The following is a 19434-nucleotide window of genomic DNA, read 5'->3' as shown; positions in this document are numbered from 1 at the left end:
TTGGTAACCTCCTTTAAAAGCTTTATATATTTTGTGGGTTTTCCACAGGACGTTTGCTGAATTTATTTTCGTAAATGACACAATTCGACAAATTTCATTTTATCAGTATGTGGATAAGTTTTCCACAAGGAATATGCTTGTTATATCAATGATTTACGCCATTTAGGTAACAATTTGGTAGATTCACAGGCTGTGGAAATCTAAATATGAGTTATCAACTGGATGTGAAACAAATTTTGAGGCTAATTATGGAAAACGTGGATAACTTAGGGGAAAATAGAGAAATATACAAGCAGTTGTTAACAACCAAAGCTTGTCATAATAGTTTCTAAATTAGTTATACACATATCCACAGGGTAATTAGAGATTGGTTTTCCCGATATGTGGAACATGTGGATAAACTGTGGATTATGGGGAAAACTCATGTAACGCTCCGTTACGTTAACTATTTTTATTAACATAACGCTCTGTTAGATTTTGGAAAACTTTTGGAAAAAGATAATTGTATAAAATATAAAGTTTTTTTAAAGGTAGTTGGCGGTTATGATATTTTTACAGTTTAAAAGTGCTTAAGAAAGCATAAAATGCTTAATATTCTTGATTTGGTTCATTTGTGATGGTACAATTGAATACGAATTGTGGTTTGGCCTTGCCAACCGCAGGCCAAATCTAACTACGAATGGGAGGTGTATTCATATGAAGCGTACATACCAACCTAAAAAGCGTCACCGCGAACGCGTACATGGTTTCCGCAAGCGCATGAACACTAGTAACGGTCGCAAGGTGCTAGCACGTCGCCGCCAAAAGGGCCGCAAGGTATTGTCAGCCTAATTAGGTCAGGCCTTCTATTAGGATTACTGATAATGATCGCGCATGAGTCGGCTTTTTGGCTGATTCGTGCGTTTTCTTTTGTCGTGAAAAAGTTTGGAGCAAAAACAAATGCGTAAGAGTTACCGTGTAAAAAAAGAAGCTGATTTTCAATTAGTTTTTGAACAGCATCACTCGGTCGCAAATAAAATGTTTATTGTTTACACAATGACGCGTGAACAACCGACCCACTTTCGTTTAGGAATTTCTATTTCTAAAAAAGTGGGTCTACGTGGCCATGAGCGTGTGTGGGTAAAGCGTCGTATTCGCCAAAGTGTTTTGGAATTTAAGCCAAAAATGCGTTCGGATATTGATATTTTAGTTATTGCACGCCCATCGGCACATGATCAAGACATGGCGATCATCAAAAAGAATTTAGAACACGTTTTTAAGTTAGCAAATGTTTTTGTTGATGAGGAAACGAAATAAAAAACTACTATAATATGGAGAGAACGAATGCAGACTCTTAGAAAAATGTTTACAATGCGTTCGGCAATTACAGCACTTGTTGCATTATTGATTATGATTATTGCAGCAGTGATGTATGATGGACATGTCGCAGGCGACGGTTTCTGGCGTGGTATCATTATTGCTAACTTCTCACGTTCAATTTTAGGTGTATCAGCTTGGTTTGGTAATAACTATGGTTTTGGAATCATTGTTTTCACCGTACTGATTCGTTTATTGATCCTACCTTTGATGGTTTATCAAACGGGATCAATGCGCAAAATGCAAGAAATTGGACCAGAGTTAAAGAAGTTACAACAAAAGTACTCAAGTCGTGATCCTGAAACAATGCAGGCAATGCAAGCAGAACAAAAGAAACTGTATAAAGATGCAGGTGTCAATCCTTTTGCTAGCTTTATTCCGCTACTTGTTCAAATGCCAATCTTGATTGCCTTGTATACGGCTATTCGTACGACAAAGGTGTTGGAGACGGGAACTTTCTTCTGGGTACAACTTGGAGAACGTGATCCTTACTTCATCTTGCCAATCTTGGCAGCTTTGTTTACGTTTGCTTCATCATACTTGGTGATGATGGGACAACCAGAAAAGAACGGTATGACAACATCGATGACATATGTTATGCCAATTATGATTTTCATCTTTGCCATTTCAGTGCCTTCTGCCCTATCACTTTACTGGGTGATTTCAAATGCGTTCCAGGTTGCCCAAACTTGGACAATTCAAAACCCATTTGAAATACGTCGTGAACGTGAAGCAAAGAAAGAAGCTGAACGTGCTAAGCAACGTGCAATACGTAAAGCAGTACGGCGTCATAAGCGTTAATTATCAATAATAAATAGTCAGAATGAAGGTGCAATACTTCGTTCTGGCTATTTTTATTTACGATTGATGGATTAACCTATTTTTAATTTAAACCCCTTATAGTATTAATTATGGTAAAATTAAGCATTGATAATAATATTTATAAGGAGCGTACCCATGAAAGCATTTCGTGAAATAATGTCTTGGGTTATTCCAATTTTGGTCGGATTACTTATCGCTTTTGGGGTAAGGTCTGTTTGGTTTACCATGGTTAAAGTTGATGGCTCATCAATGGATCCAAATCTAACCAATAGCGAACGAGTTTTTGTTTTTAGGACGGATAAAATAAAAACAGAAACGATTCATCGTGGTAGCGTCGTTGTTTTTGACGCTTACGGTGAAGATCCAGCCGCAACTGAAAGTAAGGATTATGTGAAGCGTGTCATTGGATTGCCTGGTGATACGGTTAGTGCCGTTGACGGTGTTCTTAAAGTAAATGGCAAAGTTGTTGATCAGGATTATATTTCTGAATCAGAACAAGCAGCTACCAACAACGTTAATCAAGTTGGTAATTGGTCATCACTTAAGCAATTGGGTGATCGACAAGGTTGGACCGGTAAAAAGACGGTTAAAGTACCAGCTGGTAAGTACTTTGTATTAGGTGATCACCGAACGGTTTCTAATGATTCTCGTTATTGGGGATTTGTAGATAACGATAAAGTACTCGGTGTTGTTAAGGTACCATTCTGGGGTAACGATACTAAGAAACAAAATATTAATACGGCTTGGAAGTCGTATTTTGAATAAAAGTAGTTAGACAAATAAGCCTCACGACATGGATTCATGTTGTGAGGCTTATTTTATGAAATAACTTGGGGATGCTTTGCATGTAAAGCACCTCGGTTCATAGTCGTTTATTTTTAAAGAACTTAACATGTGTAGTCAAATAACTAGACACAAATTAATAATCGTCCATTTTTAAACAGTGTATACTATAAAATGAACGGAGGTACTGTCATGCAGTTAGGATTAAAGGCTAGCACTAATAAGAATCAAATTGATGATCGATTAAAGTATCATCCTGATGTATTTGAATTTCATTTAACAGATCAAGACTTTACAAGTGATGGTTGGCAACATTTATTAAAAATGGTGTCTTATGTTAGTGATCAAGTTCCCCACATCGTTTTTCATCATCCTATGAAATGGCATGATCAACGTTGTGAGTTATATACTAATCCAGCAATCAATCCAGCATTGTATCGATTTGTTATCCAAAGTGCTGAGCGTTTAATCAAGTTGGCGGCACAAACTAATAGTTATGCATTAGTCCATGGGGCTTATAAATCTGCGACAAGTGATATTATGACCCAATGGCCAACGATTGCAACGGCACAAGATGCAGTTTTTGATGCCATGTCACGGTTAAGAGAGATTGCACCCGAAAATGTTGTTTTTGAGAATGGGATTTCACCAGTTTACTGGTATGGTGATCCAACATTTGAAGACCGAATTATTCAAGCCGACCTCCCCTTGGCATTTGATGTTAGCCATGCCTTTATTTCGGTCCAGGCTGATAATGATGCATTAATTGCGAGTCTAAAACATCTCAAACCACAAGTGAAACATTATCATTTGGTTGATTCGATGGGTAAAGACCATGATAGTTTGCCATTAGGTACTGGATTGGTAGACTGGCAGCGTGTGATTGGTGAATTAAATCCAGCAGCCAGCCGGATTTATGAAATTAATTTGGCTGACCAAGGAAATTGCCAAGAAATGATGGCAAGTCATCAATATTTAACGCAAATTGCTGACAAATGATTAATTATCTGAATTATATAAAAAGCTCAAATCCTACCTAAAATTGTAGGATTTGAGCTTTTTTATATATGATTTTGTGACTTAAAAAGATAACTTTTTTATTTTCTTGAAAAAGCAAGATATGCCCTCTATACTGATAAATGAAAGCGTTTCCAAAAAAGGAGTAAGGCATATGGTTAAGAAAAAAGTTAGTTTGGTAATGGGAGTTGCAACAATAGCTGCTGCGGGGTTATTAACAGTGGGATATAGCCAAAAAGTGAGCAGTAATTCATCAGATAAGTCGACACTGAAAGTCGCGACGTCGGGAACACTGTATCCAACCTCATATCATGACTCAAAGTCGAAAAAGTTAACGGGTTATGATATTGAAGTGGTTCGTGCTGTGGCCAAAAAAATGGGACGCAAAGTTGAATTTAAGCAGTTGAATGTCGACGGTCAACTAACGGCAGTCAAAACTGGTAAGGTTGATATGGCAGCTAATGATATTGGTATTTCGCCACAACGTAAGAAATCATATCGGCTCTCAACCCCATACAAGCACTCGTTTAACAGTATTGTTGTTCGTAAAAGTGATAACTCAGGAATCAATTCTTGGGATGATATTAAGGGTAAAAAAGCTGCTGGTGAAGCAGGCACAAGTTACCAACGGTTAGCCAAACAACTTGATGCGAAGACGGTTAACTACAATAATGTTTCAAACGATGTCTACCTCCGTGATGTTAAAAATGGTCGTACAGATTTCATTATGAACGATTATTATCTACAAAAATTGGCTTTAAAAGCGGTTCCTGATAATGATCTAAAAATTCAGAAAAACATGTATTTTAAAACAAAAGATGATGGATCTGGTACTGGAATTTTGATGAAAAAGGATAATAAAAAGCTTGCCAAGCAAGTGAATAAGGCACTGGCATCGCTCAAAAAAGATGGCACATTAAAGGATTTGTCTGAAAAGTTTTATGATGCAGATGTGACTAAGAAGCCAAATGTTCATATTTCAAAGAATTTTACGATTAAGGACTAAGGGAAGTGCTAATGGCATTTTTAGAGTATCTTTCAATTCCTAATTTCTTTGATGCACCGCTAGCTATTTCATCAATTCCATCAATTTTAGCTGGATTTCCAGTTTCATTCGGCTTAACGATCGTTAGTTTTGCCTTAGCATTGCTCTTAGGATTATTGCTTACCTTGGCACAACTTAGCCACTTTAAAATTTTACACTGGGCAGCCCGTAGCTTTATTTCGTTCATGCGTGGTGTACCGATGTTGGTCATTTTATTTGTAATCTACTTTGGGTTTGAAACAGCTGCTTTTCCAGCGGCGGTGATTGCCTTTACAGTTAGTAGTAGCGCCTTCGTCTCAGAAGTTTACCGTTCGTCATTTTTGGCTGTTGGCCAGGGTCAATGGGACGCAGCGTACTCGTTAGGTTTACCCTATCGTAAGACAGTTAGAAAAGTCATTTTCCCGCAAGTTTTCCGGATTTCTATCCCGGCACTTGGCAATATTTTACTCGATTTGTTTAAAGGAACCTCACTAGCTGCCATGATTACAGTCAGTGAAATGTTTATGAATGCGCAAATTATTGCCGGTGCGGATCAAGATTATATGACGATTTATATTACGATTGCGATTTTGTATTGGTTCTTCTGCTGGTTAATGACGATTGTGCAAACAATGTTAGAAAAGCGTTTGGCATAGTCGTTGATGATTAAAATGTGTACGAAATTGTTTAAAACGTAAAGAGGTTGGCGCAAAATAAAATGTGCCAACCTCTTTATTCTAAAAATGTATTAAATTATTAGGCTTATAGCATAAACACGCTCCAAAAAATGAAGCTTCAATGTAACAATGATGATGTCATTTTAACCCTCATCGTTTAATTTTTGTCAGGTTTTGAGTTGGTGTATTTGGTGAAGAACGCCGGTACTGACCGGGCGAGTGTCGCACAAGTCAAGAAAAATATATCACTATGGGTTACCTGTAGTGCAACAGCTAGATAAACCACTAAAATAAATAGCACCCAGATTCCCCGTAAGTGATCAACCGGCGAGGTCCTATTTTTTTCTCTAAATTGTGGATGTTCATGCTCGTAAAAATAGCTACTGACTATCACGAGTATCACTGCTAAGCATAGGGTTAAGAATGACCAGCCAAAATTATTGGTGACTTCTTTTGCAGTTGTATAAGTAGCTAATAATATAATCCACCAAATTGTTGTATATGCCCCGTATTTCCAATCAATCATCTAATCCCTCCTCTTTGGGGACATTGTAACATTTTTACATACTTAACTAATGATTAATACTTCCATAATTGATGCAAATAAAAAACACTAATGGACGAAATAGTATCGTGTCCATTAGTGTTTTTTATTTATGCCATATAGATTAAAAATCTATTTTGGTTGAATAATCATCTGATTAGGCGTTTTTATTAATTGTAATGGCGTCTCAAAGGCTTCAGAAAGCAAATCGATTTGATTATGCATCAATGCAGCTGATTCACTGACCAAATCAGCAGTACGTCGTAATAACCAAATGTGATGGCTGTAGCGGAACGCTTGATTTAAATCATGCAGTACCATTAACACAGTCATTTGGCGCTTTTCTTGTAGCCGTTGCAACGTTTTTAGGAACAATTCTTGAAAATGTAGGTCTAAGAACGTTGTTGGCTCATCTAAAATTAATAGATCTGGTTGTTGTTGTAAAACAAATCCTAACCAGGCAAGCTGTTGCTGTCCACCAGATAAATCAAACATACTGCGGTCTAGTAAAGGTGTTAATTGTAAGGTCTCAATCAATTCCTCATCCATGGTTGCGTGGCTAAGTTGTAGTAATTCACGGACAGTCAAAGGTTCATATAACTGATTGTGTTGTGATAATACAGCAATATGCTTTGCCTGACTAATTACTGACCCACTATCAGGTAATAACTCTGCCGTTAATAATTGAATTAAGGTTGATTTACCAACACCGTTTGGGCCAATCAATGCTGTGATCTGATGTGCAGGCAGGCGCGCTGACACATTATCTAATAATTTGTGTTGACCACGACTAAAAGATAAATGATCAATGTCTAGCATGGTGACCTCCTTTGATTAGCATTAAGCCAAATAATGGACCACTGATTGCTAATAAAATGGCACTGGTTGGCAATTCTTTAGGCGCTAACACCGTACGTGCAATCGTGTCCGCATTTAGTAGCAGTAAGCTTCCCCATAAAGCGGTTGGCCAGAGTAAATGCTGACTTTTTTGTTTTGGACTCATAAAGCGAGCAATTTCTGGCAAGATAGCTCCTAGAAAAAAAATAATTCCAATGAGACTGGTTAAGGCGCCGGTCCACAAGCCAATAGCTAGTAGGACGAACCAAATTGTTTTTTCTTCTGAAATCCCAAGTAATTTTACCTGGCGAGAAGGGAGCGCAAAATATTTCAAGTTTGGCCAAACAAAGATAATCAGCATCCAGCCAATAATAGTTACCATAATGAGCTGCATAACTTGTGGCCAGCTGACTGTGCTTAGCGATGGCAATGGTACACCTAAACCTTCGCTGATAATATTTGTTAGCGCTTGAAACGTCATTGCTGTTGCAATACCAAGCAGAATCAACCGTAGTGGTGGTTGCTGTTTAGGTAAGACAACGAACCAGATAGTCGTTAATATTAACCCGGCAAAGCTACCAAGTAAAACGTTGCTGTTTAGCAAATTAGGTAAAAGAACCAGGAAAGCAATTAGCAAAAATTGACTACCATTCATAATTCCTAGAATTGAAGTATCAACGAGTTGGTTTCGTAAAACACTTTGCAGTAGTAGTCCACTGATACCAATCAGGGCACCGCTGATTACAGCGACTAGGATTCGTGGTAAACGGTAATTAATAATTAATTGCCAAGTATCATGATTTCCTTGTATGACTTTTACTAGTGAAACCGGGGTGCTGCCGACAAACAATGCAATTAGGATACTGACAATCACTAAGATGGCCAAAATAAATCGATAATATTTAGGCATTATCTCCTCCTATTTTTTGAGCCAAGTCCGAATTTGTTGATAAGCTTCAGGTGCATTTAAATTGGCCGTCATACTGAACTTTGGCTCTTCAGCGCGGTAAACATGCCTCTCTTTAACAGCCGGAACGTTTTGCCAGGTTGATTGCTTGAATAAGCTATCAAAATTCTTAAAGACACTGTCGGGCATTGCGTGAGCCATTGTAATGATGACCGTTGGTTGTGATTGCGCAACTTGTTCAGCATTCATAGAGACAAATGGACTTGAACCTGAGCCAATAACGTGACCACCAGCTTGGTTGATTAAATCACCAACGTAGCTATGCTTGGTACCAACTAAGAATGAACCACCAGGCATCCCCATTAATAACAAGACATTTTGTTGTTTCTTGGGATGTTGTTGTGGCAACGATAGAGATTGATTGAGCTTTTTAGCAGCAGCATCTTTATGGTAAGTCTTACCTAGAGAAGTCACCGCTGATTTGAGATCTGATAGTGTATCAAACTTTAATTGTTTATGCTTAATATCATCACTGTCTAGTTTTTGTTGATAATCAGAAGCAATCGCAGCATCCAAATAGACCAAGTCTGGTTTTAATTGACCAATTTTCTCCAAGTTTGGGGCAACGTGATTACCAACTTGCGGTAAATCACGATATTGCTTAGGGAGTGATTGCTGATCACCAGGTGTTGGGACACCAACTAAAGGTATATCTAGTTTGTTAAATATTTGCGCCTGCGCATTGGTTGTCACAACAATCCGTTTTGAAGTTGTTGTTGTGTCATGAGTTGGACGCATCATTAACCAAACCCAACCAGCACTAATAATTAATAGTATGACCAACAAAATGGTTAATACTTTTTGTTGTTTTCGCATAGGACATTACTTCTTTTTTAGATTAATCACTAATCCAAGAATAATACCAATTGCTAGTCCACCACCGACGATAGCAGCGACAGGTAATTGCTTATCCTTATCTTGGTGAGTTTCTTTAGCCACCTGTTTTGTTGCTTTTTGGCTGCTCTTACTTGTAGCTGACTTGTTCGTTTCACTAGAACTAGCAGCTGGTTCAGAGCTCTGACTTGCTTCAGTTACGCTAGAACTACTTGCAATTTCAGTTGAGCTCGTGGCTTGTGAGCTGGCTGCTTGACTACTTGAACTTGCAGACTGACTAGATGCAGATGAGCTTGATGACGATGCGGCAGGCACTGCCGAGGCATCAAGTGATAAACCAACAACATAGTTATGATGGTAGTTAATACTATTAACATCAACCTTAATCGCTGCATTATGACGAGCTTTTAAGTCCGTTGTTGTGAAGCTATAGGTAATTGTTTGTGAATCACCTGAGTCGCTTCGTGAAACATTAGCGCCTGCCCCGTCAATATTCAAGATTTGTACAGGATAATTACCAAGATCCTTTTGGGTCGTAACTGATGACGTGACATTATAACTACCATTCCCAGTTGGGGTTACTGTTGCAGATTTTGCAAAGTAAGCAGCCGCATAGGATGTATTTGATGAACCATTCTCCAACACTTGCATCGGTACATTGTATGATTCAGCATGAATTTGTAATTGTATACCAAACATAAATAGTAGCAATGCAAAGGTACTCAATAGATAGCGTAAATATTTTTTGTTAGTCATCTACTTACCCCTTCTTAAAGAAGTTGGTCAATAGCGATACACCAACATATCCTAGGGCAGCGGCAATAATACCACCAGCGATAATCAGGACATTACGTTGGGTTGAGTTATCTTTTTGATCAGCTTTAGCGTTCTTGGCAACATTTGTACCAGACTTAACAGTAGCTTTTTTATCTGAATTAGCCTCTTTATTAGTCTTCTTATCAGTCATTTCATCGGCCTGTTGCTCGGCATTAGCATCATTATTTTCAAATGTGCCTGTTGCGGCTGGGTCAAATGTTCCACGTGAAACACTGTTGTTCAATGGCATCGTCATTGTGTCACCAGACATGCTTGGCAAACCAGTTGTTGGTTGGGTTGCCTCACTAGCATTGTTTAGCGCACGGCCAATAACCAAGCGAATCGTGTAAGTGTGGTTATAGTTCAATGGCGCTGTGAAGTGTACATGAATCTTTGTGTTGATTGGTGCTTTCACTTCGTTTGCAGATAATGAGAACTTGTAAGTTGCTTGGTAGTAATTACCAGTTTTAATGTTACTTACGCGTTTAACTTGGTGAGTACCATCCATAAATGAGATTGGTGCTGAACCCATCATTGTTGGCGTATGAGTTGTGACATAACCGGTATATGAGCCGTTACTATTCTTAACCAATTGAATGGTTGGCAAGAAGTATTGCGCAGCAACTGAGGTGCTATTACTATTACCTTGCAAAATCGTTAGTTGATGCAAAGTTGCATTTGGAATACCTAGGCGACTTTGAGAACCAAGATTATTTGCTGTTGCAGACTGGTCACCTGTTGACTGACTAATTTGTCTATCTGTTCCAATACCATTGCCTTGATTTGTAGATTTCGCATTTTTGACATCAAAGACAATGTCTGCGCTTGGTTTTTCTGTGAAATTAAGACCTGGCACATAAATTGTCATATTAGACTTTAGTGTGTGTAGTAAGTTTGATACTGGTAAGGTTACTTGCCAACCATGTTCTTTAGCATGTGCCTTATGGCCATTAACAGCGAAAGACTTCATTAATGACATAGCATCTTTTTGGGTTTTAAAGTTAATGGTTGCCTGACCATTTTTAACGTCTACAACGGCTGTCGATGTCATGTATTGTTGCATTGTTGATGGCGTTTTAGTACCAGTTTTGTAGACGTGATAACCGAGTACGTAGTGACCATTTTCGTTAATATTTATTTTCTTAACTGATGATGGCTTCTTATTTGAGTTTCCATTGTTTCCTTGGTTGGGAGTTGGTGTTTTATCAGGATCTTTCTTATCTGAAGATGAATCGGCAGCACCACTACCATTGTCGCCTGTCTTTTTAACGCTGCTCATATCAAAGACAATATCCGCACTTGGCTTTTCAGTGAAGTCCATTTGAGGAACGTAAATTGTCATATTAGACTTCATCGTCTTTGAAAGGTCAGAAACAGGCACCGTTACGATCCAGTTGTTACCATTAGCTTTGGCCTTAGTACCATTAATCGAAAATGCCTTCATCATCGACATAGCATCATTTTGCGTAGCGAAGGTAATAGTTGCTTTACCATTTTTAACAGCAATTTTAGCTGGTGACTTCATGTAAGTCTTCATTGTCGAATCAGTTTTAGTGCCAGACTTGTAGATGTTGTAATTTACGGAATATTTACCATCTTTGGTAATATCAGTTTTTTGATCTGCTTGGCTAGAAGAACTAGCAGAACTTGAACTGGTCTGACTTGTAGACGAAGCACTTGATGAATGGGATGCACTAGAAGAGCTGGCTTGGCTAGAAGTCGAACTTGAATTAGAGGCATTACCACTACCATTGTCGCCTGTCTTCTTAACACTGCTCATATCAAAGACAATATCTGCACTTGGCTTTTCAGTGAAGTCCATTTGAGGGACGTAAATCGTCATCTTAGACTTCATCGTCTTTGAAAGGTCAGAAACAGGGACAGTTACAATCCAATTGTCGCCATCAGCTTTAGCAGCCGTACCATTAACAGAAAATGCCTTCATCATCGACATAGCATCGTTCTTTGTTGCAAAGGTAATAGTTGCTTTACCATCCTTAACCGCGATTTTAGCCGGTGACTTCATGTAAGTCTTCATCGTTGAATCAGTTTTAGTACCAGACTTGTAGATAGCATAGTTTACGGAATATTTACCATCTTTGGTAATATCAGTTTTTGGATCTGCTTGGCTAGAAGAACTAGCAGAAATTGAACTCTCCTTACTTGAAGATGAAGCGCTTGATGAATGAGAAGAACTAGAACTTGGCTTGCTAGAAGAAGATGCATCACTCGAAGAAGAACTAGCTTTACTTGAAGACGAAGCACTTGATGAATGAGATGAGCTAGAAGAACTGGTTTGGCTAGAAGAGCTACCACTACCGTTTCCCCCTGTCTTCTTAGCACTGCTCATATCAAAGACAATATCTGCACTTGGCTTCTCAGTGAAGTCGATTGCAGAGACGTAAATCGTCATGTCGGATTTCATTGTCTTTGACAAGGCAGAAACAGGAACAGTTATGACCCAATCATCACCATCAGCTTTAGCGGTGGCGCCGTTGATCGAAAACTCCTTCATCATTGACATAGCATCGTTTTGCGTTGCAAATTTGATCGTTGCTTGATCATTTTTAACGGTAACGTTTGCTGGTGACTTCATATAGGTCTTCATCGTTGAATCAGTAGTTGTACCTGACTTGTAGACATTATAATTAATAGAATAAGTGCCGTCTTGCAAGATGTCTTTGTCAGATGTTGCCGTTGATTCTGATGATGAGCTAGATGAATTGTTACTATCACTTGTAGTACCAGCAAGTGCGGGAGTCATATCAAAAGTAATATTTGAGTTATAACCCTTACTTGGACTCATTGGTACACTAGTGAATGATGCCAAAGTCACTTTACCATCTTTGTCAGGCGTCAGATCCTTAGTTGGAATAGTGAAATCAATTGTGGTTGCGTTATTGACAACTGAGTTTGTTTGACCATCAAAAGTGACTGATGGAATCATCTTCATCATGTTAGGAACTTGGTAAGTCACACTAACAACACTAGTTGACTCACCAACTTTAACGTTGAATTCCTTGGCGAAGAATTTATCCATCTGGCTATCAGGGCTGACCGCAATTTTGTAGTCACCTGTCTTTAGATTACTTTGTTTAGCAGTAGTGTTAACTGTTGATCTTGTTGACGAATCACTCTTGTCTTCGGCATTAACAGTTGATGACTTAGTGTCAGTACTGTTTGCTTTATCATCAGCCACGACACTTGAGGCAGTCGTGTCATTATTAGATGATTGCGAACTGCTGCTGCTTGTTTGGCTTGAGCTTGAAGGTGCAACACTCGTGGTTGTACTTGAATCAGCAATTGAAGAACTTGAACTTACAGAAGAAGAACTTACTTCAGAAGAATTTACCGAAGAGCTTTCTGAGCTAACTGAACTTGAAGAAGAACTTGTGTTAGCGTTAGAGCTAGCAGCCGTTTCTGGCTTAAATCCTTGAATTGCTAAGCGAATGTCGTATTTATGATCATAATCCATCGCATCAAGCTTAACGTGAACCTTTGTTTTGATAGGTTGACCACTAGCCAATTCATCGGCTGTCAAAGTCAAACGATAAACAGTTTGGTTATGACCGTTTTTTTCGGTGGTGCCCATTTCAACAACTTGGTGTTGAGTATCCTCACTCGAAATTGGCTTATCACCTAGATTAACTGGTGTATTTGAAGTTAAGTAGGCATAGTAATTACCATTAGCCTGCTTCTCCAATGAAATAGTGTCTAGATAAAACTGCGATGCAGTCGAAGTTGCATCTTTGTCCCCCTGCAAAATTTTCAAAGCGTAATTCTTTTTGGTGGTAGCAGCTTGCGTTGTCTCTGTTTCGGAAGCGTTAACAACGGTGTTAACACTTGAAACAGTTGTCGTTGCTAGCATACTTCCAAGAACAACTGTTGAAAACAGTGTTGCAGTTCGTGAAAAAGTACTCATAACTGTCCTAAAACTCCCTATATAATATTAAATTTTGTCCTATATATCAGACTTCACACAAAGTTCATGAAAAGTTCATAATTGAACATAGCTAATTTTAAAGCTTATTTTTAGGTTAATCAAGCTATTTAAATTTATAGTCTTGAGACCATTAGTGATAGAATAAATTAAAGAAAAATTGAGAGGTTACCGATATGAAACAGACATATGCGATTATTGGTTTGGGCCGTTTTGGGAGCTCATTACTAGAATCGCTAATAGACGCTGATCAAGAGGTTTTAGCAATTGATAAAGACCCAACTTTGGTTGAAAGTTATATGGATATTGCAACTCATGCGGTCATTGCGGATGCTCAGGATGAGGATGCTTTGCGTGATTTAGATTTAGCCAGTTTCGACCATGTTGTGGTAGCGATTGGTCATAATCAACAGGCTTCGATTTTGACGACTATTTTATTGAAGGATAATGGTGTTCGTCATGTGATTGCTAAAGCTGAAACTAATTTGCATGCACGCGTACTGGATAAGGTTGGTGCTGACCAGGTTGTCAGACCTGAAAATGAAATGGCCCACCGTTTGGCTGAACAATTGATGACCCCTAACCTACTTAATTTTATTGATCTAGGGGATAAATATTCATTGGTAGAAATCAAAATTGGTAGTTTGCGCTTTGCTAATAAAACAATAGAAGACATTGATATTAGGAAAACTTATGGTTTAAATATCATAGCTATCCGTTCAGAAGACCGTGTTATTATCACGCCAGAACCTGATGAGCTGATTCAAGTGGGTGATGTATTAACTGTTGCGGGTGAAACAAAAGATGTGAAGCGTTTCGAATCATTAGTAGAGAAAATTAGATAATCATTGCTATTGACTATTAATGTCAAACGGCATATAGTTAGTCATACTAATTTGTGTCTTGAGGAAAAAAGAAGTTATTGGTTATTGATAATATCTAGAGAGATTTGTGTTTGGTGAAAACAAATTATTATCGGCTGGTAAAGGAGCTTTTGGAGAGACGAAAATTACCTGTAATTAAGTGGCTTAGTCAGCGACTAAGAATTAGGGTGGAACCGCGTTATTAAACGTCCCTATGTCAAATTTAATTTGGCATGGGGACTTTTTTGTATCCTCATGCAGTGAGGTATATTTATGGATAATCAGTCGGAACGTGAATTATCACGTGGTCTTAAAGCACGTCATGTGCAGATGATTGCTATTGGTGGCGCGATTGGAACTGGGCTATTTTTAGGATCAGGATCGGCAATCAAAGCGGCAGGTCCAGCGCTTATTTTGGCGTATGCAATAACAGGTTTGTTTGCATACTTAATGATGCGCGCAGTTGGTGAATTGCTACTATCAAATACAAAGATACGATCATTTATTGATTTCGTTCGAATTTATTTGGGTGACAAATGGGAGTTTGCGATTGGTTGGGCATACTGGTTAAGTTGGGCAAGTTTGGCGATGGCAGATTTGACTGCCAGTGGTATTTATTTGCGTTATTGGTTCCCTTCCTTGCCACAATGGGTGACACCATTAATTGTTATTATTGTCTTGGTCACTTTCAATTTGATTAATGTCCGTTGGTTTGGTGAATTAGAGTCATGGTTTGCTTCTATTAAGGTATTTGCGATACTTGCCTTAATCGTGGTTGGAATTGGTATGGTCCTTACTGGATTCCATACTGGTGGTAATACTGCCAGTTTTGGTAATTTGGTTTCACATGGTGGTTTCTTTGCCACTGGATTTAAGGGATTTATCATGGCTTTTCCAATGGTAATCTTCGCCTTTACCGGAATTGAGATGGTTGGTTTAACTGCTGGTGAAACAGAAAAACCGGAACGTGATTTACCTAAAGCTATTAATTCGGTGCCATTAAGAATTGGTTTGTTCTACGTTGGTGCAATTGCTGTTATCATGTCAGTTTATCCTTGGAACCAAATTGACACGTCACAATCACCATTCGTTCAAGTATTTTCAGGGATGGGGATTAACTTTGCCGCAACCTTAGTAAACTTTGTGGTATTAACGGCTGCCCTATCGGCTGCTAATTCAGCAATTTTTTCAACATCACGTACGTTATATGTGTTAGCTAAAAATAAACAGGCACCAAAGTCATTGGCGCGAGTTTCGAAAAATATGGTGCCAGTTACCGGGATGTTAGCATCAGCAATTGTCTTTTTAGCAGTCGTATTGTTGAACTATTTATACCCATCAAAGATTTTCGAAATGATAACCAGTGTTGCCACGATGAGTTTTATTTTTGTTTGGATATTGATTTTGGTTGCTCATATTAAATATAAGCAAACGGAGAAATCTGTTCACAATCCATACAAGATGCCTTGGTTCCCAGCAACCAGCTACTTGACGATTGGGTTCTTTGTCATCGTGCTAATTATTTTGGCATTTGATCCATCAACAAGACTATCAGTCTTCTTAACCATCATCTTCTTTGGATTGATGTTAATTGGTTATAGTTCATGGTCAAAACATTTAAAGAAAGTATAAATTATTGATTGGTTGGAAAGTATCTTAAAATTTTCCGACCAATTTTTATTTGCTTCAAATCCTATTGCAACGGGGATGCAACTATTAGGTGCTTGGTAATTATGCCAAAATTCGGTAGGTTATTAGTATTAGGAGGAATGAGAGTTATGGATTTAGGGTCACAGATTAGAAAACAGCGTGAAGACAAAAAATGGTCACAACAGGTTCTAGCTGATAAGTTACATATTTCGCGCCAATCAATTTCTAAGTGGGAACAAAATACAGCATTACCTAGTTTCACAAATATTGTGAACATGAGTGAACTGTTTGGCATTTCTTTAGATGAATTTATTAAATCTGATACGCAATTAGTCGAACAAATTGATGCAAAAATGAAAATGTCCAAGATGCTTAAAGCAATTATTATTAGTGCATTAATTACGTTTATCATGTTTATTGGTCTGAAAATATCTAGTATTGATGTTTATAATATTAGTTCATATTTTACGGACTTAAGTGCTGTTTTTTGATTATCATTATGTTTAAACTAGATTGGCATAAATTAGATAAAATTGTTCCCAGACATATCATTATACTAATAACCATTACAGTCATTTTATTTTTAGTTCCAGCAATCAACGACTTTATATTGAGTTTTATTGAGGGGTGGAAACAGGCAGTGATTGATTCTAATTTCGAGTGATAATATAAAAAACAATCTACTAACACATCTTGTTAGTAGATTGTTTTTGTTTGTTAATCCGTTAATAACAATTGAAAGGCCAATCGATCTCCATTTGGCACGGGCATCTGGACATGGCCACGATAATCGAAATCAGCTTTTTTAACAGTCTTTTGCATACCTTTATTCATTTCATGCGTATCAATGCGGATGTCACGATACCCATGGTCCAAAGATAACATCACTAAATCATGAATAAGTTGATGAGCCAGTCCTTGACCACGAACTTCAGCATCGATTGCGATACGATGTAAGGTCATGTATTGTGCCTCGTTACCTAACCAAGAACCATCAATTTCTTCGTAGGCTTTTTCTGGACCAGACACTAGTTTTCCGACCCCAGCCACTTTGTGATTATGGATTAAGACATACATAACACCCTGACGGACATCTTCTTCGAATTCTTCGCGACGTGGCTCGGCTGATCCTTGCCATTGTGGTGAATTTTGACTACCGAGATATGCGACAGCTTGTTGAATGATACGGTAGATATCATCAATATCTGAGGATCTCGCTTGACGAGTATAAGTTAATGGCATAGGATTTATCCCCTTACATAGTTAAATTTTGTAATTAATTATATCAAATAATGTCCATGACAGTATTTAAGAAATAAGCTAATAAAACCTGATTTTTTAACTTATTATAAGGAAAGTTTAGTTATACTTAACAGTAAGGGCTTTTTGCTCGTAATGACTAATACACGATGAATTAAATGAAATGAGGAAATAATCAATGCAAAAACGACCAGGAGATAGTATCTTCCGTGCTGTTAAAGGTGCATTAATTGGATCAGGATTTATTTTACCAGGCATTAGTGGTGGTGCTTTAGCTGCCGTATTTGGATTATATGAACGATTAATTTTGTTTATGGCTAATCCATTGAAAAATTTTAAAGCAAATGTGCGTTTCTTTATGCCCGTGGGTATTGGCGCAGTGATTGGGATTTTTTTACTATCATTTTTGATTAGCTTTATGCTTGGAGAAATTGAGAGTGTGGCCCGATGGTTCTTTATCGGCGCAATTTTAGGAACCGTGCCAACATTATGGCATGAAGCAGGGAAAATGGGTCGTTCAAAATGGGACATTAGCTTAGTCGTGCTTGCGGGTAGTTTAATGTTAGTATTTTTATGGTTTGGTCGGCCGTTATTCTCAACGATTGAGCCAAGTATGCATGCTTGGTTCTTAGCGGGCGGTTTGATTGGATTAGGATTACTCGTTCCGGGATTAAGCCCGTCTAATTTTTTGATTTATTTGGGATTGTATAAAGGGATGAGCGATGGTATTAAGACCGGTGATTTGACGGTTTTGGTACCGCTAATATTAGGACTACTAGTGATTGTCCTTGTGTTAGCCAAAGTTATGGCCTACATTTTCAAAGTTGCCTACGCGAAGCTATTCCATATAATTTTTGGTATTGTCATGGCTTCAACAGTTATGATTGTCCCCGTAGATTATACTGGCTTCACCATTTGGCATTACTTGTTCTCAATTGCCCTACTAGCTTTGGGAACATGGTTAGGTTGGTGGATGGGCCGTTTAGAACAGACGGTTAAGCCCGCAACAATGTAATTGATGGTTTGTTATACGTAAAAATCGCCAACCATAGTTGAGACATGTTATAATGTGAGTAGAAGAAAGCCCTGTGGCAACAGGACTCTTTGTAGGACCGTTAGACGGTAGCGAAGATTAGGTTAAAATAACCGTTAGCTCTGCTAAGCTAAGACGGTTTTTTTTTTGCTAATTTTAATTAGCTCAACAACTAATGTGATTAAGGACACAATGAAAGTGCCAAACATCAGCATCAGTTGTAGGGCATCTGAAATCGACACCCAACTACCCCTTTCTTTAGAATCTGGTTTCAATATGGTTATTACACCATAAGCACCATCTCCTCTTTAGCAAAGAATAGCTACCATCTTAACTTTTCTACTTGTTGTATTATACAGAATAAAATATTGATTGATTATCTAATTTTTGAACGTTGATAAAGGCAATATATTAACATTTTTTGAAAGCGGTTTCTAAAATTGGTTGTATTCTACAGATAAACATGCTATGGTTATCTTGTTAAGTTAATTAACGTATCTGGGGTGCTGAAAAGCTGAGAACATACCCACTGAACCTGATTTGGTTAAAACCTGCGCAGGAAGATACAGTCCGTATATAGATTTTGATGGGCAGTCTTTTTGTGAAAACAAAGAGACTGCTTTTTTATTTTATAAGGATTGCATAGAGCAATTGGCAAAACTAAATCTAAACAATCATCGTCTGGGGTGCCGAAAGGCTGAGAACATACCCATGAACCTGATGTCGTTAATACGATCGAAGGAAGTGCGATATTTGACTGTGTGCAAATGTCCTTCTTTCAAGATCAGAAAGGAGGACATTTTTTTGATTATTTTAAATGGTGAAGAAACGGCCAACATGGCTGGTAAAACATTAGCTGATTTATTACAAGAAAAAACAGATATGATGCAAAACGTTGTGGTGGAATTAAACGGCAAGATTATGCATCGTGAGGAATTAGCAAATCAAACATTGTCAGAAAATGACCATGTTGAACTAATTTCTTTTGTTGTTGGTGGTTAGAAAAGAGGA

Annotated in this window: 20 protein-coding genes and 2 riboswitches; of the genes, 12 read left to right on the top strand and 8 right to left on the bottom strand. The window is 38.1% G+C overall.

Annotated elements, in window-relative coordinates:
* Positions 1-696 precede the first annotated feature (696 nt).
* The 7 genes from rpmH (at position 697) to FOL01_RS10510 (ending at position 5658) form a co-directional block, all read left to right on the top strand.
* Positions 697-831, top strand: coding sequence for a 50S ribosomal protein L34 (gene rpmH, locus FOL01_RS10540; RefSeq protein ID WP_075270588.1), 135 nt, complete (start codon positions 697-699; stop codon positions 829-831).
* Positions 832-939: 108 nt separating this feature from the next.
* Positions 940-1296, top strand: coding sequence for a ribonuclease P protein component (gene rnpA / locus FOL01_RS10535; protein ID WP_075270587.1), 357 nt, complete (start codon positions 940-942; stop codon positions 1294-1296).
* Between the two features lie 27 nt (positions 1297-1323).
* Entirely contained in the window at positions 1324-2157 is an 834-nt protein-coding gene (locus FOL01_RS10530) for a YidC/Oxa1 family membrane protein insertase (RefSeq protein WP_075270586.1), read from the top strand.
* 156 nt (positions 2158-2313) lie between these two features.
* Complete coding sequence (gene lepB / locus FOL01_RS10525) at positions 2314-2943, top strand: signal peptidase I (protein ID WP_075270585.1); 630 nt, start codon at positions 2314-2316, stop codon at positions 2941-2943.
* A 210-nt stretch (positions 2944-3153) separates the two neighbouring features.
* A complete protein-coding gene (locus FOL01_RS10520) occupies positions 3154-3960 on the top strand; it encodes a sugar phosphate isomerase/epimerase family protein (protein ID WP_075270584.1) in 807 nt (268 codons plus the stop codon).
* A 172-nt stretch (positions 3961-4132) separates the two neighbouring features.
* A complete protein-coding gene (locus tag FOL01_RS10515) occupies positions 4133-4984 on the top strand; it encodes a transporter substrate-binding domain-containing protein (protein ID WP_075270583.1) in 852 nt (283 codons plus the stop codon).
* 11 nt (positions 4985-4995) lie between these two features.
* On the top strand, positions 4996-5658 hold the full coding sequence (locus FOL01_RS10510) for an amino acid ABC transporter permease (RefSeq protein ID WP_075270582.1): 663 nt from the start codon (positions 4996-4998) through the stop codon (positions 5656-5658).
* Positions 5659-5836: 178 nt separating this feature from the next.
* Here FOL01_RS10510 and FOL01_RS10505 read toward each other — a convergent pair whose 3' ends face one another.
* From FOL01_RS10505 to FOL01_RS10480, 6 genes are all read right to left on the bottom strand, one after another.
* Positions 5837-6205, bottom strand: coding sequence for a hypothetical protein (locus tag FOL01_RS10505; protein WP_075270581.1), 369 nt, complete (start codon positions 6203-6205; stop codon positions 5837-5839).
* 150 nt (positions 6206-6355) lie between these two features.
* Positions 6356-7042, bottom strand: coding sequence for an ABC transporter ATP-binding protein (locus tag FOL01_RS10500; protein WP_075270580.1), 687 nt, complete (start codon positions 7040-7042; stop codon positions 6356-6358).
* A complete protein-coding gene (locus tag FOL01_RS10495) occupies positions 7029-7970 on the bottom strand; it encodes a FecCD family ABC transporter permease (RefSeq protein WP_075270579.1) in 942 nt (313 codons plus the stop codon). The genes FOL01_RS10500 and FOL01_RS10495 overlap by 14 nt, the downstream gene beginning before the upstream one ends.
* Before the next feature lie 9 nt (positions 7971-7979).
* Positions 7980-8843: an ABC transporter substrate-binding protein gene (locus tag FOL01_RS10490; RefSeq protein WP_075270578.1), complete on the bottom strand. Its 864-nt coding sequence runs from the start codon at positions 8841-8843 to the stop codon at positions 7980-7982.
* A gap of 6 nt (positions 8844-8849) precedes the next feature.
* Entirely contained in the window at positions 8850-9617 is a 768-nt protein-coding gene (locus FOL01_RS10485) for an NEAT domain-containing protein (RefSeq protein ID WP_075270577.1), read from the bottom strand.
* 4 nt (positions 9618-9621) lie between these two features.
* Positions 9622-13599 carry an NEAT domain-containing protein gene (locus tag FOL01_RS10480; RefSeq protein WP_075270576.1) on the bottom strand — a complete coding sequence of 1326 codons (3978 nt, stop codon included), beginning with the start codon at positions 13597-13599 and terminating at the stop codon, positions 9622-9624.
* A 194-nt stretch (positions 13600-13793) separates the two neighbouring features.
* Between FOL01_RS10480 and FOL01_RS10475 the strand changes: the two genes are divergently transcribed.
* The 3 genes from FOL01_RS10475 to FOL01_RS10465 all read left to right on the top strand — a co-directional run bounded on the left by FOL01_RS10475 (position 13794) and on the right by FOL01_RS10465 (position 16621).
* Positions 13794-14462, top strand: coding sequence for a potassium channel family protein (locus FOL01_RS10475; protein ID WP_075270575.1), 669 nt, complete (start codon positions 13794-13796; stop codon positions 14460-14462).
* Between the two features lie 291 nt (positions 14463-14753).
* Positions 14754-16112: an amino acid permease gene (locus tag FOL01_RS10470; RefSeq protein ID WP_075270574.1), complete on the top strand. Its 1359-nt coding sequence runs from the start codon at positions 14754-14756 to the stop codon at positions 16110-16112.
* A gap of 146 nt (positions 16113-16258) precedes the next feature.
* Complete coding sequence (locus FOL01_RS10465; protein ID WP_075270573.1) at positions 16259-16621, top strand: helix-turn-helix domain-containing protein; 363 nt, start codon at positions 16259-16261, stop codon at positions 16619-16621.
* Between the two features lie 226 nt (positions 16622-16847).
* Here FOL01_RS10465 and FOL01_RS10460 read toward each other — a convergent pair whose 3' ends face one another.
* On the bottom strand, positions 16848-17372 hold the full coding sequence (locus tag FOL01_RS10460; protein WP_075270572.1) for a GNAT family N-acetyltransferase: 525 nt from the start codon (positions 17370-17372) through the stop codon (positions 16848-16850).
* A 196-nt stretch (positions 17373-17568) separates the two neighbouring features.
* On the opposite strand from FOL01_RS10460, the gene FOL01_RS10455 reads away from it, so the two are divergent.
* On the top strand, positions 17569-18405 hold the full coding sequence (locus FOL01_RS10455) for a DUF368 domain-containing protein (protein ID WP_075270571.1): 837 nt from the start codon (positions 17569-17571) through the stop codon (positions 18403-18405).
* 143 nt (positions 18406-18548) lie between these two features.
* On the opposite strand, the gene FOL01_RS11415 is transcribed toward FOL01_RS10455, so the two are convergent.
* On the bottom strand, positions 18549-18665 hold the full coding sequence (locus FOL01_RS11415; protein ID WP_257787094.1) for a putative holin-like toxin: 117 nt from the start codon (positions 18663-18665) through the stop codon (positions 18549-18551).
* A 247-nt stretch (positions 18666-18912) separates the two neighbouring features.
* Positions 18913-19002, top strand: a riboswitch (TPP riboswitch).
* A 93-nt stretch (positions 19003-19095) separates the two neighbouring features.
* Positions 19096-19185: riboswitch (TPP riboswitch) on the top strand.
* A 42-nt stretch (positions 19186-19227) separates the two neighbouring features.
* On the opposite strand from FOL01_RS11415, the gene thiS reads away from it, so the two are divergent.
* Positions 19228-19425 (top strand): sulfur carrier protein ThiS, encoded by a 198-nt coding sequence (thiS, locus tag FOL01_RS11140; RefSeq protein WP_156835025.1) that lies wholly within the window; start codon positions 19228-19230, stop codon positions 19423-19425.
* Positions 19426-19434: the final 9 nt, after the last annotated feature.

The organism is Weissella thailandensis (genome assembly GCF_001932615.1).
In the GTDB taxonomy this organism is placed as follows: Bacteria; Bacillota; Bacilli; order Lactobacillales; family Lactobacillaceae; genus Weissella; species Weissella thailandensis.
This window is presented reverse-complemented; position numbering and strand designations above follow the sequence as displayed.